This is a genomic window from Pseudoalteromonas sp. S3431 (assembly GCF_000690035.1).
GTDB lineage: Bacteria > Pseudomonadota > Gammaproteobacteria > Enterobacterales > Alteromonadaceae > Pseudoalteromonas > Pseudoalteromonas fuliginea.
This window is the reverse complement of the sequence record NZ_JJNY01000045.1, coordinates 1-15,505: the sequence shown is the minus strand read 5'-3', so window position 1 is coordinate 15,505 and position 15,505 is coordinate 1. Positions and strand designations below refer to the sequence as shown.

Here is a 15,505-nt window from a genome sequence, read left to right as displayed (position 1 = left end):
AGATAAGAAATGGTCGGCGATGCAGGATTTGAACCTGCGACCCCTTGGACCCAAACCAAGTGCGCTACCAAACTGCGCTAATCGCCGACATTGAAGAATTAACTTCTTTTTCATACTGAACACTTAAACTGAGAGCTTAAGACCATTTTAAGAAATGGTCGGCGATGCAGGATTTGAACCTGCGACCCCTTGGACCCAAACCAAGTGCGCTACCAAACTGCGCTAATCGCCGATATTCGTTGTAAATGGGGTGACTGATGGGGCTCGAACCCACGACAACCGGAATCACAATCCGGGGCTCTACCAACTGAGCTACAATCACCGCTATATTTACATGTTTTCAAATGGTGCACCCAGAAGGATTCGAACCTTCGACCCACGCCTTAGAAGGGCGTTGCTCTATCCAGCTGAGCTATGGGCGCATCGAAAACTTCGTAGTTTACCAATAAGCTATTCGATTATAATAAATTATAAAAAAATGGTCGGCGATGCAGGATTTGAACCTGCGACCCCTTGGACCCAAACCAAGTGCGCTACCAAACTGCGCTAATCGCCGATACTTACTATTGTTTGCGAGTGACCTCGTTGACAACGGGGTGCATAATAGTGATTTGACGGGGTTAGGTCAAACGTTTTTTTTATTAAATCAATCAAGTGTTCATTTTTAGTGCACAATGGTTAAATATTATAATAGAAGACTGAATTTTAAACTATTTAACCACTCAAGTACTATATAACTTAAAAGCAACTTGGCGCTGCAATGCTTTTCTGCGAAAATAGTAGGCACATTATAAAACGAGTTAAATAAAGACTGTATTTTCTTTATTAGCATTTTTACCCCTATTTTATTATGCATTCGTTTTTAGAGTATCGGTATCTAGTTAATTAACCCCAATTAAAGGTCACCCATGACGGCAAACATCATTGATGGTAAGGCAATCGCAAAACAAGTACGTAGCGCTGTAGCAGAACGCGTAAGTGAGCGTGTAGCAAATGGTTTACGTGCACCAGGACTTGCAGTAGTACTTGTAGGACTTGATCCAGCAAGCCAAGTTTACGTTGGTTCAAAACGTAAAGCCTGTGAAGAAGTAGGTTTTATTTCTAAATCATTTGATTTACCTGCGGACACACAAGAGCAAACTCTTTTAGATTTAATTGACGAGCTAAATAATGATGCCGAAGTTGATGGAATTTTAGTGCAGTTACCACTGCCCAAAGGTCTTGATGCTGAAAAAATTTTAGAACGTATTACCCCACATAAAGATGTTGATGGATTTCATCCATATAACATTGGCCGATTAGCACAACGTATGCCTGCTCTTCGCCCATGTACGCCAAAAGGTATTATTACATTACTTGATTCTACGGGCGTACGTTATAAAGGTATGCATGCAGTTGTCGTTGGCGCATCAAATATTGTGGGTCGTCCAATGTCGTTAGAGCTTTTATTAGCCGGTTGTACAACCACAGTATGCCATAAGTTTACTCAAGACTTAGAAACGCATGTTCGCCGCGCTGACTTATTAGTTGTGGCTGTCGGTAAACCTGAATTTATACCTGGAGATTGGATAAAAGAAGGCGCTATAGTCATCGATGTAGGCATTAACCGTTTAGATACGGGTAAATTAGTCGGTGATGTTCAATACAGTGTGGCTGAACAAAAAGCGCATTTTATTACACCTGTACCAGGTGGCGTTGGCCCGATGACGGTCGCAAGCTTAATTGAAAACACACTTGAAGCGTGTGAGAAATATCACAGCTAAGCTGTTAAAAAATCAAAAAAGGGTTGCCATTTGGCAACCCTTTTTTAGTTGAACGTGAATTACTTTAAACGCTTACGCTTTACGCCACGTTGTTTTACCGGCTGAATCTTCAAGTATTACACCTAACGCATTAAGTGCATCACGAGCTTCATCAGCAGCAGCCCAATCTTTACTAGTACGCGCTTCATTACGTTTTACAATTAATGCTTCAATTGTCGCAACTTCGCCATCATCTTGCCCGCCTTGTAAAAAGGCTTCCGGTGCTTGTTGAGCAACACCCAAAACGTTACCAATACTGCGTAATATAAACGCAAATTGCCCAGCTTGAACTACGTCACTTTCTTTTACGCGGTTTAACTCTTTAGCAAGTTCGAACAACACAGGTAGTGCTTCTGGTGTATTAAAGTCGTCATCCATCGCTTTTCTAAATTTAGCAACAAACTCATTGCCTTCTAAATCGCATTCTACTGGCTCAACATCACGAAGCGCTGTATAAATACGTTCAAGTGATGAACGCGCTTGGTCTAAATTTTCTTGTGAGTAATTTAATTGGCTACGGTAATGACCTGAAATTAAAAAGTAACGAACAGATTCAGCATCGTATGCTTTTAAAACTTCACGCACTGTAAAGAAATTATCTAACGACTTAGACATTTTTTCTTTATTTACTTGTACCATGCCAGTATGTATCCATGTATTTACATACTTGCCGTTGTTTGCACAGCACGACTGGGCAATTTCGTTTTCATGATGTGGAAACTGTAAATCAGACCCCCCACCGTGAATATCAAAATGCTCACCTAAATGCTTTGAGCTCATTGCCGAACATTCAATATGCCAACCAGGACGCCCTTCTCCCCACGGTGATGACCATGATGGTTCACCTGCTTTTGCTTTTTTCCATAACACAAAATCAAGTGGATCGTCTTTATCTTGCGCCACTTCAACGCGAGAACCTGATTGCAACATTGTTAAATCTTGCTGAGAAAGCGCGCCATATTGCTCAAACGTTGATACATCAAACAATACATCGCCATCAGCTGCGACATAGGCATGGCCTTTTTCAATCAAGCGCTTAACCATAACGATAATTTCATCCATATGGCTTGTAACTGTTGGTTCAATATCTGGGCGTAGCATATTTAGGCTATCAAAATCTTCATGCATCGCTTTAGTCATGCGAACAGTTAAGTCGTTTATTGACTCACCATTTTCGTTCGCACGTTTAATTATTTTATCGTCGATATCTGTAATGTTACGAACATATTTTAAATCGTAACCAATATGGCGTAAGTAGCGCACAATAACGTCAAAACCAACAAAAGTACGAGCGTGTCCAATATGGCAGTAATCATAAATGGTGATACCACACACATACATGTCGATTTTTCCTTCGACCATCGGTTTAAATTGCTCTTTTTGTCGCGTGAGTGTGTTGTATATATTTACCATTTACTTTGAGTCCTTGACTATTTACTTGAACAGTTATGTTACCACTTGAAAAGCCCCTGCTCTAGCGCTTTATAACAAACCAAACATCTACTTTGTTAATCTTAGCCAACTACGATAAAATAGCGCCAATATTTAAACCGGATATAGGAAAACACATGGTTGTTCTACACACTAATTTTGGTGACATCACCATTAAAATGTTTGAGCAAGAAGCTCCAAACACAGTTAAAAACTTTTTAGAGTATGCAAATGCTGATTTTTTCAACGGCACTATCTTTCATCGCGTAATCGATGGTTTTATGGTTCAAGGCGGTGGTTTTGTTCCAGGTATGGAACAAAAAGAAGTAAACGACCCAATTCAGAATGAAGCTAATAACGGCCTGTCTAATAAAATAGGCACTTTAGCTATGGCACGTACACCTGATCCTCATTCAGCTACAGCACAGTTTTTCATTAACGTGAACAACAACGACTTTTTAAACCACAGCAGCGAAACATCGCAAGGTTGGGGTTATTGTGTTTTTGCTGAAGTTGTAGAGGGCATGGACGTAGTCAATAAGATTAAAGCAGTTGCAACAGGTAGTACTGGTTTTCACCAAGACGTACCTCTTGAAGATGTGATCATCGAAAGCGTTACTGTTAGCTAATAGTACGTTTACCCACGTAATGTGGAGTATCAGCGGGCATTTACGCAATGTGTATACGCCCGCTTTATTTATATCGAAAAGATTGTTCTATGACTCACCAAACTTACTTTATTGCAGATTTACATCTAAGCGAAAACCGCCCCGACATTAGCGCTGCATTTTTTGACTTTTTAAATACACATATACTAAATAAAGATGTAGATGCACTTTATATTTTAGGTGATTTTTTTGAAGTTTGGGTCGGGGATGACTACATTACTGCACTGAGTGCCGATGTAGCAAAGCACCTTAAAGCAGTCAGTGATAGTGGCACTCCGGTGTATTTCATTCATGGCAATCGTGACTTCATTATGCGCAAGCAATATGCAGACATGGCCGGTATGACATTACTTGCTGAACAAACGGTCATTGATTTATATGGTACGCCAACAGTCATTTTACATGGCGACGAAATGTGCACTCAAGATACTGAGTATCAAAACTTTAGAAAAAAGAGCCGTGGTTGGTGGTGGCCAAAACTAATGCTTGCAATGCCGCTTTGGTATCGTAAAAAAATAGCGCGCAACGCCCGCGAAAAAAGTAAGTTAAGTCAAGCTGATAAACCTATCGAAATTTTAGACGTTGTCGATGACGCTGTACTTGCAACCTTTGCCAAACATAACGTTACTAATATGATTCATGGTCATACTCACCGCCCTAATGTTCATACATATAAAATTAATGAACAAACACTTACTCGCACAGTGCTAGGTGACTGGTATACCCAAGGTTCTTATTTAGTGGTCACCCCCAAATCACAAGAGTTAATCAACACGCCTTTCGCATAATTTCGAATTCTGACTACTCTTGTTCAGTAAAGTTTAATAAAAGTGAGGGGCTAAATGATAAAGCTGATAATTTTCATCCTAGTGACTGTTATTCCAACAAAGGCATTATGCGAGCAAACATGGCAAATTGTTACTGAGAACTTTCCCCCATACTTTAGTAATGACTTACCTAAAAACGGCTGGCTCTATGAGATAACCCGCGCGGCCCTTATAACACAAGGTATTAATAGTGAAATAGAATTTACCACATGGGATCGCGCTTTAAAATTATTAGAAAAAAAGAGAAAAACAGCTATTTTAGGCGCTTTTTATTCTGCAAAGCGGAATGAGGTTTTTTATTATTCTCGTCCACTTGCACGTGCCCACACTGGAATTTTTAAACGAAAAGAAAGTACAATTAATTTTGATGGCACCACTCAATCATTAGTACCTTATAGTATTGGTAAAGAAGATAGCGCTTTTATAAGCCAAGAATTCACTAGAAACACCGAATTGGCAATCACGTCCACTAAAAGCCTCCCTACTAGCTTATACTTACTGCAACAAGGGCGTATTGATCTGGTCGCAGGCACTAAAGAGGTTGGCAAGTATTGGCTTGAGTATAGTACAGAAGTTAATTTAGATAAGAATAAAATTGAGTACTTGTTACCCGATCTTGCTACTCACAAGTTATATTTAGTTGTTTCTCAATCAAACTATAGAGCTAAAGAATATTTACAAAAGTTTAATAGGGGGATTGATGCAATAGTAGAAAACGGAAGTATTGCTGATATTATGAAAAAACATAATTTCAGCAATGAAAAAATTACTGAATACATTAATTTTTTAAAAGAAAATTAACTAGTTTGACACTGTAGGTACGCCACTATGAAACTTAAAGTCAGTGTCAGTTGTAGAAATTAGTTCTTTTTCTTTTTCACCAAAAAAGTTCACGCGTTCGGTAATATCAAAATCAGCTATTTCTTGCGCTAAAGTTAAATAATCTTGGTAATGACGCGCTTCTGAGCGTAATAACGAAATATAAAAATCACCTAAACGTTTATCAACATGTGGCGCAAGCTTTGCAAAACGCTCACACGAACGTGCCTCAATATAAGCGCCTACTATTAGCTTATCGACTAATGCATCAGGCTCGAATGTTTTAACATGACGAAGCATACCTTTTGCATAACGACACGGTGTAATGCTTTGATACTCTACACCGTACTCGTCCATAATTTCGAGCACTTGATAAAAGTGATGCAGCTCTTCTTTTATTAATAAAACCATTTTATCGATTAGGCCTTGCCCGTATTGTGAGCTAGATTTAGGTATTATTGATTTAGTGAGTTTATTTTTAGCCGCCAGATCGCGCCAGTTACCTTCACGCTTATAAATAAGTGCTTCAAATGGCTTTAGCCATTCAAGTAAGGCATCACTTCCCTCTTTATCAACAGCATATTTACGTATTAAAAACATCGCACTTTGAGCCGCTTTTAATTCACAAATTAAGTGATCTATTAAAATGACTGATAGGTTTTCTTTTTTAATTGCTTGCTCCACCCATTGCTCTGGGGTGGTACACAATAAAAAGTTATTAATCGGCTCTAAAAGTTGGCTGTGTGGCACGTTGACTGCTCATTACTAAATAAATTTGATAGACCATTATTTTAACACGAAATTTTGCTTGGGATAAATCAAAGCCCTAACTTGCGTAAAAGTGTTAATAGCGAGTTAACTTGACTTTGCAAAATAAGTGAACCATAACTGTACATAGACTGTATAAAAATAAACCAACCAAAACAATAATACGTTCCTTTATGGAGTAAATACTATGATACTAAACCATCTTTGGGGAATCTATGCTCATCCCCTAGAAGAGTGGCAAACAATCGATAACCGCCACGAAAGTTTAACCTACAGCTTGTCACATATTTTATTAATTGCTCTGTTCCCCTCAATAATGGGCTACTACTCCTCTGTTTATTTAGGATGGAGTATAGGCGCAGGTGATGCGGTATTTTTAACACACGATAGTGCACTGCTAATTGCAGGCGCGATGTATTTTGCTTTAATAGCGGGCGTATTCGCATTGGCGTATTTAGCCCATTGGATGGCGGTTACATTTGGCTCTAAGCCTACATTTACACAAACACTTGAACTTGCAGCATATACTGCAACTCCAGTGTTTATGTCGGCACTCGCCGCTTTTTGGCCTGTACTTTGGTTTGTAGTGTGTGTTGGAATTATTGCACTGGCTTACTCGGTTTATTTACTCTACACCGGCGTACCAATACTTATGCATATCCCAGAAGAGCGTGGCTTTATTTACGCCAGCTCGGTAGTAACATGTGGATTAATATTACTGGTTATTATTTTAGCTGTAACAGCTATGCTTTGGACAAATGGGATTGTTAGTCCAATGTTTACTTAATAAAGTTTACCTAATAGAGAGTCGTGTTTGATAGAAATGTTCCCTTTCTTTCCTTCGCAAAAAAGGAGCTAATTAGCTCCTTTTTTTATGTGTAACGACTTTTTATTAACTAACTATTAATCAGCTTCGTTTTCGTCTTGGTTGTGTATTTCTAAACCTGAAGACATCGCACTTTCGCGGGTGCTTTTTGCAGAATCGTTACGTAGCTTATCAATACGATTTAAATAGTTTTGATCAATATCGCCTGTAATATATTGGCCATCAAATACTGACGTTTCAAACTTAGTAATTTCAGGGTTTTCTTGGCTAACCGCAGCAATTAAATCTTTTAGCGATTGAAAGATTAAACCGTCAGAACCAATACTTGCATTAATATCTTCTACTTCACGTCCGTGAGCAATAAGCTCAGCTGCTGAAGGCATATCAATACCGTACACATTAGGGAAGCGTATTTCAGGCGCTGCTGATGCAAAGTAAACGTTTTTAGCGCCAGACTCTCGGGCCATTTCAACAATTTGTGCTGATGTTGTACCACGCACAATTGAGTCATCAACCAATAATACGTTTTTACCTTTAAACTCACGATCAATTGCATTTAGCTTTTGACGTACTGACTTTTTACGCATCTCTTGGCCAGGCATGATAAACGTACGACCAATATAACGGTTTTTAACAAAGCCTTGGCGGTATGGTAAATCAAGCACACGTGCGATTTCCAGTGCTACATCACATGACGTTTCTGGGATTGGGATAACGACATCAATATCTTTGTCAGCCCATTCACGTGCAATTTTTTCGCCGAGTTTAGTCCCCATGTTTACGCGTGTTGCATACACAGACATACGGTCTATTGTTGAATCAGGACGTGCAAAATAAACGAATTCAAAAATACATGGCGAGTAAGATGCCTTATCAGCACAACTAAGCGAATGAAATTCACCTTCTTCTGTAACATATATAGCTTCGCCAGGCGCAACATCACGAATAAACTCAAAGCCATCAGGCTTTAACGCAACGCTCTCTGAGGCAAACATGTATTCCGTACCCTTTTCGGTTTCGCGTTTACCAAATACAAGTGGGCGAATACCATTGGGGTCGCGAAAAGCAACAATACCGTGACCGATGATCATAGCAATTGTTGCATAACCACCGCTTACTTTATTATTTACTTCGGTTACCGCAGTAAAAATATCTTCAGGGTCTAAATGCAACTTATCAGATTTGCTTAATTCATGTGCCATAACATTAAGTAAAATTTCAGAGTCTGATGTTGTATTAACATGACGACGTGCTTCTGAGAATAACTGCTCTTTTAAAGTTTCTGCATTAGTAAGGTTACCATTATGGGCAAGCGCTATACCAAACGGTGAGTTAACATAAAAAGGCTGTGCTTCAGATGAACTTGAAGATCCTGCGGTAGGATAACGCACATGGCCAAGACCAATTGTACCTTGTAGTCGTTTCATATGACGAGTGTGAAAGGCATCTTTCACTAAGCCATTTGCTTTGCGTAAGCTAAACGTATTATTCTCAATGGTAATGATACCCGCGGCATCTTGACCACGGTGCTGCAAAACAGTTAAGCCATCATAAATCGCCTGGTTAACAGGAGATGTTCCGACTATTCCAACGATACCACACATGTAATTTATCCTCGCCGATTAACGGTTTACTGAATTTAAAAAGCTCGAGTTGTTTTCTAGGTACGAAAAGAACCATTCAACAACAAAGCCAAATTCTGGAATCAAAATAGAATTGCCCCACCAGTGCGTATTGGGTGCACCAGTAAAAGCATCAAGAAAGAAGAGTAACGCGCTCACGACCAACACGCCTCGTAGAGCACCAAACACTATGCCAAAAACACGGTCGGTACCCGATAAACCAGTACGATGTACAAGCTCACCTAAAATATAGTTTAGTAAACCGCCTAACAGTAGCGTCGCAAAGAATAATATGGCTATGGCCGCAGCATTTCTTAAAAGGGGTTCAGAAATGGTTGTTAGGAAGGAAGCTAAATATTGGTAAAACAAGCTAGAGATGATAAAGGCGCCAGCCCATACCGCTAATGACATTGCTTCTTTTACAAAGCCGCGTATTAAACCGATGATGGTAGACAGTGCAATGATGCCAATAATGGCGTAATCAACCCAGATCATAAGAACCAATTAGTCGCTAATTTGGGGCGCATTCTATACCCAAACATCGTTAGTATGCAAGTTTAAACGGGAGAATTCTAGGTTGTAGTCAATACAAAAAATTAACATTTTAGAATGGGTATTGCAGGCGAGTGATAATGATAAAAACAAATATTAACAAATAAAAAAGGCTTGTTATACAAGCCTTTTTTATAATTATTTTGTTACTTCGTATTGCGTAACTTTACCATTTAATTTAGTAAGCTTTTTAAGCTGGGGGAGCTGCTTTTGTAATTCACTTTTATCAAGTGAAGGGCCAACAAATACTTTGGTTAATGTCCCATTTGGGGTTTTAATCGGTTTAGTAAACGTTTTAAACCCTTCAACCTTTAGTTTAGCTTGTAATGCTTTTACGTTTGCAACATGTGAAAAACTACCTAATTGAATAACATAAGCCATACTCGTTAGGTTTTCATCACTTTTACGCGGTGCAATCGGTTTTGGTTTAGCTTGAACAGGAGTCGTTGGTTTTGCTTTAGGCTCTATGCTTGCTTCAACGACTTTATCCTCTACAGCATAATCACTTTCCACTATTGCATTTTGCTGCTCAAAAGCCTCATCGTCAGCTTGAATATCTTCGATTTCATCTTGCTTTAGTGGCTCTGCGTTAGCAACATTTTCATCAATTGACTCTTGAAGATCGATTGTTTTGAACTCAGGGCGATCAGGAATCGCTTTAAAGCCTTCTTTATAATGCACTTTTTCGCCATCGAGTATATTAGGGATAAACACAATTGCTGCGATCACCACTATACTTGTTCCGACTAAGCGATTAATAAAACTTGAGTTCACCGACATCCTCTCTATTTTTTAAAGTAATTAATAGCGCCGGCCACAGTAAAAAAAGAACCAAATACAATCAACATAGTATCACGTTGTTGTTTTGGTAAAATTACACTTAGTGCCTGTGCCACACTATCATAGCTATTGATAGTATTATGATGAGACAATTCCTGCAGTGCATTTTGTAAATTACTTGCAGTGTCGCCTCGCGGGCTACTTAAGCTCGCTAACGACCACTCATCGACCAGGTTGCTTACTTCTTTAAGTACACCGACTTTGTCTTTATCAGCAAGCATAGCGACTAATGCATGAATTTTAAAGCCTTTATCTTTATAGCTTGATAACTTATTGGCTAAATAACGCGCCGACTCAGGGTTATGTGCCACATCTGTAAAGACTAAAGGCTCAGTACTTAACTGCTGAAACCGCCCTTCTACAACTAAATTAGCTAGGCAATCTCTTATTATCTGCACACTAGGTAATAAGTTTAAAACACTTAGCGCAGTTAGCGCAGTGGCTGCATTTTGACACGGTATTGCTGGCTTATCTATTTCAAGATTATGCTGTTTATATTGCCAATTAAAGCTCTCAGCATTTTCTTTGAAAATAAAGTCACTGCCCGACAACGTCATATTGGCATTAATTTCCTTGCCATAATCAGTCATTGTGTGAGGAATATTTAAATCCCCGATAATAGCGGGCGTATTTTCACGAAAAATACCGGCTTTATCATAAGCCACCAACTCACGGGTATCACCTAAATACTCTTTATGGTCTAAGTCTATAGTGGTAATCACACTTGCATACGGCGTTACTATATTTGTAGCGTCAAAGCGCCCACCTAAACCAACCTCAAGTAATACATAATCGACGTTACAGCGTTTAAAAATTGCCAATGCCCCCAAAGTACCATATTCAAAATAAGTCAGAGAAGTGTCTTTACGGCCTTGCTCAAGCTGGTGAAAAGCATCTATATGAAATTGGTCTGCCAATTCTTCCCCATTAACTCGTACACGCTCGTTATAACGAATTAAATGTGGAGATGCGTAAGTACCCACGCTAAAACCTTGCGCTAGTAATAGCGACTCTAAGCAACGTGCAGTGGTGCCCTTACCATTTGTACCGGCAATAAGAATAATTTTACTTGGAGTGTTTAAAAGGCCAATATTGTTGGCAACATTAGCAACTCGTTCTAAGCCCATTGCAATGTTAGCAGGGTGAACACTTTCTAAATAAAAAAGCCAATCATCAAGGCTTGATGATTGGCTAGGAATTGTTTTTGTCATAGCGTGTAATCAGTAAAGCTGAAATTTACGCTACTCTATGCTCTTGTTCCGTAGAAGGCAAGTTCATAAATTTAGCTAAAATGCGTGCAAGGGTATCGCGCATTTCACGGCGGTCAATAATCATGTCAATTGCACCGTGTTCTAGCAAAAATTCACTACGCTGAAAACCTTCAGGTAATGTTTCGCGAACAGTTTGCTCAATAACACGAGGACCCGCAAAACCAATTAACGCTTTAGGTTCTGCAACGTTAATATCGCCCAGCATAGCAAGTGATGCAGATACACCACCCATTGTTGGGTCAGTCATTACTGAAATAAACGGAAGGCCTTTTTCAGTCATTTTTGCAAGCGCAGCACTTGTTTTAGCCATTTGCATAAGCGACATAAGCGCTTCTTGCATACGTGCTCCGCCTGATGCAGAAAAACAGATAAGCGGCATATTGTGCTCTAAACATTGATCAACAGCATCAACAAAACGAGCACCAACAACCGAAGCCATTGAACCACCCATAAATGAGAACTCAAATGCTACCGCTGCCACTGGAATACCTTTTAATCGGCCTTTCATCGCCACAAGTGCATCTTTTTCACCACTTGCTTTTTGGGCTGCACTGATACGGTCAGAGTACTTTTTAGAATCTTTAAACTTAAGAATGTCTTTAGGCTCATGTTGTGTACCAAGCTCTTGACGATCACCTTCATCTAAAAAGTGCTCTAGGCGCTTACGGCCACTAACACGCATGTGGTGGTCACACTTAGGACATACGTTTAATGACTTTTCTAATTCAGCTTTATATAAAATTGAATCACACGATGTACACTTAGCCCAAACACCTTCTGGGATTTCTTTACGACCTGATGATTTTGTCGTTTTAGGTAAGATTTTTTCTAGCCAACTCATTTGCAACTCTCTTAATACTGTTCTGTGTCGCGAGCCTGCTAATAGCAATTAGCAGACAAATTTTTTCAATTAAAACATGAATTACACTAACGCGGTATAAAAAACTGGTCTTAGTAGTTAAAAGTGCTCATAAAAAGCACTTATACTAACCTTAATTAAACATCTATATCCGGCAAAAATAAAGGGCCTAAAGGTGTTTGAGGAATATCAAATTGCTCAGGGTAGTCAACATCCACTAAATACAAACCAGCAGCCTTAGCGGTAGCACTGGCCTTTGCGCGTTCTTTACAATCAAGTAGCTCTTTTATCCATATAGGTTGGTGTTTATGCAAACCAACATCCATTAAACTGCCTGTGATATTACGCACCATGTGATGTAAAAACGCATTCGCTTTAATATCAATAATAACGTAAGTACCTTGGCGACGTACCGATAAATGATGAATTGTTCTTGTCGGTGTATTCGCTTGACAATGAATGGCCCTAAAAGAAGTAAAGTCATGTTTGCCAATTAAATACTGACACGCTTCCTGCATTTTGGTTTCATCTAGTTGATGATGGAAATGCGTAACGCCTTCATTTAGTACAGCTCCTCGCAAAGGCGAGTTATAAATAATATAACGATAACGACGTGCTGTAGCACTAAAACGAGCGTGAAAATCATCTGCAACGGGTTGAGCAAAACGAATAGCAATATCTTTAGGCATTAAAGTATTCATACCTAGTGTAAATGCAACCATATCGCGATCGGCCTCAGTGTCAAAGTGTATTACTTGGCCTGTACCGTGTACACCCGCATCTGTACGACCTGCACATATAACTTCAACTGGATGATTACAAATGCGCGACAGCGCCTTTTCTACTTCTTGCTGTACGCTATTTACATGAGATTGACGTTGCCAACCACTATAACGTGCGCCGTTGTATTCAACTCCAAGTGCTACTCGCATAATTACTGCTTTACCTACTGTGCTAATGAACGAGGCATTTTATGCTATCTAACGATGCAATAAAAGGAGACCTGTCGTAATCAAACCAATACACATAAAAAAACCCGTATTTAGCTAAGCCAGATACGGGTTCTTATAAACATTTTAATTATTTTAGTTTAGCTTTTAAACTAAGCGCCTCTTCTTGAACTTCTTCAGGACCTTTGTTAATAACATCCTCAATGACTTTAAGCGCAGAATCAAAATCATCAATTTCAATATAAGCACGCGCTAAATCTAATTTAGCTGAGTAGCCACCACTTTCAGCATCAACATCCGTCGGGTTATCACCGGCAAGTAACGCGTCAAATTCACTCAAGCCAACATCCATATTAACGTCGTTGTAAGGTTCGTGTTCAATTTCTGCGTCGTCACTTTCTTCTAATAATGAATCAATATCTACAAATTCATCATTATCAAGTAGCTCAACATTGTTACTTTGAACAAGCGGTTCTTCAACAACTAACGCCTCATCAACTCCTAAGTCTTCTTTTAGCAAACTGTCAAAATCAACGTCAAACTCACTACTATCTTCAACACTTAATTCTTCTGGTTCAGCTAATTCGTTAAGTAATGAATCAAAATCAGTTTCCGTTAGCTCAGCCATAAACTCATCATCAAGCTCATCATCTGATGCTATATCACTGCTATTAAATAACTCAGTTCGGGTTATTTCAGCTTCACGATCGGCATTCGTTTGCTCACCAGCGAGCTCATTAGAAAGCGCTTCATCTGGGTTTTCCGAAATCATAGTTTCAGAGCCTGCGGTGCTTTCTAATTCAGCATCAAGTTCCGTAAAATCATTATCAAGTAACAGCTCGTTGTCAAAATCATCATCCAAGTTATTTAAATCGTTTCCAGCTGAGAGCGCATTCATTAAGTCTTGTTCGGTTTGACTCGGTAATGAATGTGTTGGTTCGTCATCTAAATTTACCGATAATTCATCGCTATCAGCATCATCCTCTACATTAAGAGCTTCATCTATTTCAGCGTTTGAATTATTTTGTGGCTCAGCATCAATTGCTAAATCTGTATCAAGCTGCGCAGAATCATTATCGAGTAATAATTCGTCGTCCGGCTCTGTAGGTTGAGTTTCTTCAAACTCGGGAGTTTCAGATTCATTAACCGTAATAGCATCATCTAAGTTTATCGGTAATTCATCGCTATCTGTATCAAGCTCCGTAAAGTCATTATCAAGCAATAATTCATCGTCAAAATCATCATCTAAGCTATTTAAATCATTTTCAGCTGAGAGCGCATTCATTAAGTCTTGTTCGGTTTGACTCGGTAATGAATGTGTTGGTTCGTCATCTAAATTTACCGATAATTCATCGTTATCCTCTACATTAAGAGCTTCATCTATTTCAGCGTTTGAATTATTTTGTGGCTCAGCATCAATTGCTAAATCTGTATCAAACTGTGCAGAATCATTATCGAGTAATAATTCGTCGTCCGGCTCTGTAGGTTGAGTTTCTTCAAGCTCGGGAGTTTCAGGTTCGTTAACCGAAATATCAGCATCTAAGCTTATCGGTAATTCATCATTATCGAATTCGTCAAGGTTTTCACCTATTTGACTGTTTTGTGGTTCAGCATCAATTGCTAGATCTTTATCAAGTTCAGTAAAGTCATTATCGAGTAACAGCTCATCGTCTAAATCATCCTCGAGGCTATCTAAATCGCTTCCTTGCGCAAGTGCACTCGCTAAATCTTGTTCAGTTTGACTTGCTATAACTTGTTTAGTCTCAGATTTTAAATCAATATCTTGCGTAGACTCAACATCTTGTTCATCAGTAGCACCTGAGTAAGGTTCGTCTATATCTAATTCAGTATATTCGTCTGAATTTTCATCACTCACTACCATATTGGTATCTGAATGTTCAGGTAATCGATTTGTGCTTGCATCATCTGCTAATGGATCATCACCTAAATCAATTTCAACTTCTTCAATATCATTATCTAAATCTTCTAAAGACCACTCTGGCGTTTCAATATAATCATCTTCTACCTGCTGTAACTCATTTAAGAGTTCATCAACACTTTTTAGTTCGTCATCATTGTATTCTTCTAGTGCATCTTCTGGATCAAGTAAGGTCTCTGAAGTATCTGAAAAATCATCTAGGTCTGCCGCAAGTTCAGGCTCTTCTATAAGCGCAGGCTCTTCTAAAAGCGCAGGTTCTTCTGCAAGTTCAGGTTCTTCTGCAAGTTCAGGTTCTTCTGCAAGTTCAGGCTCTTCTACAAGTTCAGGCTCT

At 39.1% G+C, this 15,505-nt stretch carries 14 protein-coding genes and 5 tRNA genes; 5 read left to right on the top strand and 14 right to left on the bottom strand.

Annotated elements, in window-relative coordinates:
- Positions 1–10 precede the first annotated feature (10 nt).
- The 5 genes from DO88_RS07900 to DO88_RS07920 form a co-directional block, all read right to left on the bottom strand.
- Positions 11–87, bottom strand: a tRNA-Pro gene (locus DO88_RS07900).
- A 68-nt stretch (positions 88–155) separates the two neighbouring features.
- Positions 156–232 (bottom strand) — tRNA-Pro (locus DO88_RS07905).
- Positions 233–246: 14 nt separating this feature from the next.
- Positions 247–322: transfer RNA gene (locus DO88_RS07910), tRNA-His, on the bottom strand.
- Between the two features lie 23 nt (positions 323–345).
- Positions 346–422: transfer RNA gene (locus tag DO88_RS07915), tRNA-Arg, on the bottom strand.
- Between the two features lie 57 nt (positions 423–479).
- Positions 480–556: transfer RNA gene (locus DO88_RS07920), tRNA-Pro, on the bottom strand.
- A gap of 352 nt (positions 557–908) precedes the next feature.
- Between DO88_RS07920 and folD the strand changes: the two genes are divergently transcribed.
- A complete protein-coding gene (gene folD / locus DO88_RS07925) occupies positions 909–1,763 on the top strand; it encodes a bifunctional methylenetetrahydrofolate dehydrogenase/methenyltetrahydrofolate cyclohydrolase FolD (RefSeq protein ID WP_002958348.1) in 855 nt (284 codons plus the stop codon).
- 72 nt (positions 1,764–1,835) lie between these two features.
- On the opposite strand, the gene cysS is transcribed toward folD, so the two are convergent.
- Entirely contained in the window at positions 1,836–3,215 is a 1,380-nt protein-coding gene (gene cysS / locus DO88_RS07930) for a cysteine--tRNA ligase (RefSeq protein ID WP_033039689.1), read from the bottom strand.
- Positions 3,216–3,370: 155 nt separating this feature from the next.
- Here cysS and DO88_RS07935 point away from each other — a divergent pair, with 155 nt between their 5' ends.
- The 3 genes from DO88_RS07935 to DO88_RS07945 all read left to right on the top strand — a co-directional run bounded on the left by DO88_RS07935 (position 3,371) and on the right by DO88_RS07945 (position 5,529).
- Positions 3,371–3,862, top strand: coding sequence for a peptidylprolyl isomerase (locus DO88_RS07935; protein ID WP_007376847.1), 492 nt, complete (start codon positions 3,371–3,373; stop codon positions 3,860–3,862).
- An 89-nt stretch (positions 3,863–3,951) separates the two neighbouring features.
- Complete coding sequence (locus DO88_RS07940; RefSeq protein ID WP_033039686.1) at positions 3,952–4,689, top strand: UDP-2,3-diacylglucosamine diphosphatase; 738 nt, start codon at positions 3,952–3,954, stop codon at positions 4,687–4,689.
- Between the two features lie 54 nt (positions 4,690–4,743).
- Positions 4,744–5,529 carry a substrate-binding periplasmic protein gene (locus tag DO88_RS07945; RefSeq protein WP_007376849.1) on the top strand — a complete coding sequence of 262 codons (786 nt, stop codon included), beginning with the start codon at positions 4,744–4,746 and terminating at the stop codon, positions 5,527–5,529.
- Here DO88_RS07945 and miaE read toward each other — a convergent pair whose 3' ends face one another.
- A complete protein-coding gene (gene miaE, locus DO88_RS07950) occupies positions 5,530–6,297 on the bottom strand; it encodes a tRNA isopentenyl-2-thiomethyl-A-37 hydroxylase MiaE (RefSeq protein ID WP_007376850.1) in 768 nt (255 codons plus the stop codon). It lies immediately after the preceding gene.
- A 205-nt stretch (positions 6,298–6,502) separates the two neighbouring features.
- On the opposite strand from miaE, the gene DO88_RS07955 reads away from it, so the two are divergent.
- Positions 6,503–7,102: a Yip1 family protein gene (locus tag DO88_RS07955; RefSeq protein ID WP_007376851.1), complete on the top strand. Its 600-nt coding sequence runs from the start codon at positions 6,503–6,505 to the stop codon at positions 7,100–7,102.
- Positions 7,103–7,218: 116 nt separating this feature from the next.
- On the opposite strand, the gene purF is transcribed toward DO88_RS07955, so the two are convergent.
- The 7 genes from purF to DO88_RS07990 form a co-directional block, all read right to left on the bottom strand.
- The gene (gene purF, locus DO88_RS07960; RefSeq protein ID WP_007376852.1) at positions 7,219–8,745 is read right to left on the bottom strand and encodes an amidophosphoribosyltransferase; all 1,527 of its coding nucleotides are present in this window, start codon (positions 8,743–8,745) and stop codon (positions 7,219–7,221) included.
- An 18-nt stretch (positions 8,746–8,763) separates the two neighbouring features.
- Positions 8,764–9,258 carry a CvpA family protein gene (locus DO88_RS07965; RefSeq protein WP_007376853.1) on the bottom strand — a complete coding sequence of 165 codons (495 nt, stop codon included), beginning with the start codon at positions 9,256–9,258 and terminating at the stop codon, positions 8,764–8,766.
- 195 nt (positions 9,259–9,453) lie between these two features.
- A complete protein-coding gene (locus DO88_RS07970) occupies positions 9,454–10,089 on the bottom strand; it encodes an SPOR domain-containing protein (RefSeq protein WP_007376854.1) in 636 nt (211 codons plus the stop codon).
- An 11-nt stretch (positions 10,090–10,100) separates the two neighbouring features.
- Positions 10,101–11,366 carry a bifunctional tetrahydrofolate synthase/dihydrofolate synthase gene (gene folC, locus DO88_RS07975; protein WP_033039683.1) on the bottom strand — a complete coding sequence of 422 codons (1,266 nt, stop codon included), beginning with the start codon at positions 11,364–11,366 and terminating at the stop codon, positions 10,101–10,103.
- Positions 11,367–11,391: 25 nt separating this feature from the next.
- Positions 11,392–12,267, bottom strand: a complete 876-nt coding sequence (gene accD, locus DO88_RS07980; protein ID WP_007376856.1) for an acetyl-CoA carboxylase, carboxyltransferase subunit beta — start codon at positions 12,265–12,267, stop codon at positions 11,392–11,394.
- Between the two features lie 155 nt (positions 12,268–12,422).
- On the bottom strand, positions 12,423–13,217 hold the full coding sequence (gene truA, locus DO88_RS07985) for a tRNA pseudouridine(38-40) synthase TruA (RefSeq protein ID WP_007376857.1): 795 nt from the start codon (positions 13,215–13,217) through the stop codon (positions 12,423–12,425).
- Between the two features lie 148 nt (positions 13,218–13,365).
- On the bottom strand, positions 13,366–15,505 hold a 2,140-nt coding region (locus tag DO88_RS07990), incomplete at its 5' end, for a FimV/HubP family polar landmark protein (RefSeq protein WP_033039680.1).

Coding starts and splice junctions, on each gene's coding strand:
- folD (WP_002958348.1), top strand. CDS start 909: ATGACGGCAAACATCATTGATGGTAAGGCAATCGCAAAACAAGTACGT.
- accD (WP_007376856.1), bottom strand. CDS start 12,267: ATGAGTTGGCTAGAAAAAATCTTACCTAAAACGACAAAATCATCAGGT.
- DO88_RS07955 (WP_007376851.1), top strand. CDS start 6,503: ATGATACTAAACCATCTTTGGGGAATCTATGCTCATCCCCTAGAAGAG.
- folC (WP_033039683.1), bottom strand. CDS start 11,366: ATGACAAAAACAATTCCTAGCCAATCATCAAGCCTTGATGATTGGCTT.
- cysS (WP_033039689.1), bottom strand. CDS start 3,215: ATGGTAAATATATACAACACACTCACGCGACAAAAAGAGCAATTTAAA.
- purF (WP_007376852.1), bottom strand. CDS start 8,745: ATGTGTGGTATCGTTGGAATAGTCGGAACATCTCCTGTTAACCAGGCG.
- DO88_RS07935 (WP_007376847.1), top strand. CDS start 3,371: ATGGTTGTTCTACACACTAATTTTGGTGACATCACCATTAAAATGTTT.
- truA (WP_007376857.1), bottom strand. CDS start 13,217: ATGCGAGTAGCACTTGGAGTTGAATACAACGGCGCACGTTATAGTGGT.
- DO88_RS07940 (WP_033039686.1), top strand. CDS start 3,952: ATGACTCACCAAACTTACTTTATTGCAGATTTACATCTAAGCGAAAAC.
- DO88_RS07965 (WP_007376853.1), bottom strand. CDS start 9,258: ATGATCTGGGTTGATTACGCCATTATTGGCATCATTGCACTGTCTACC.
- DO88_RS07945 (WP_007376849.1), top strand. CDS start 4,744: ATGATAAAGCTGATAATTTTCATCCTAGTGACTGTTATTCCAACAAAG.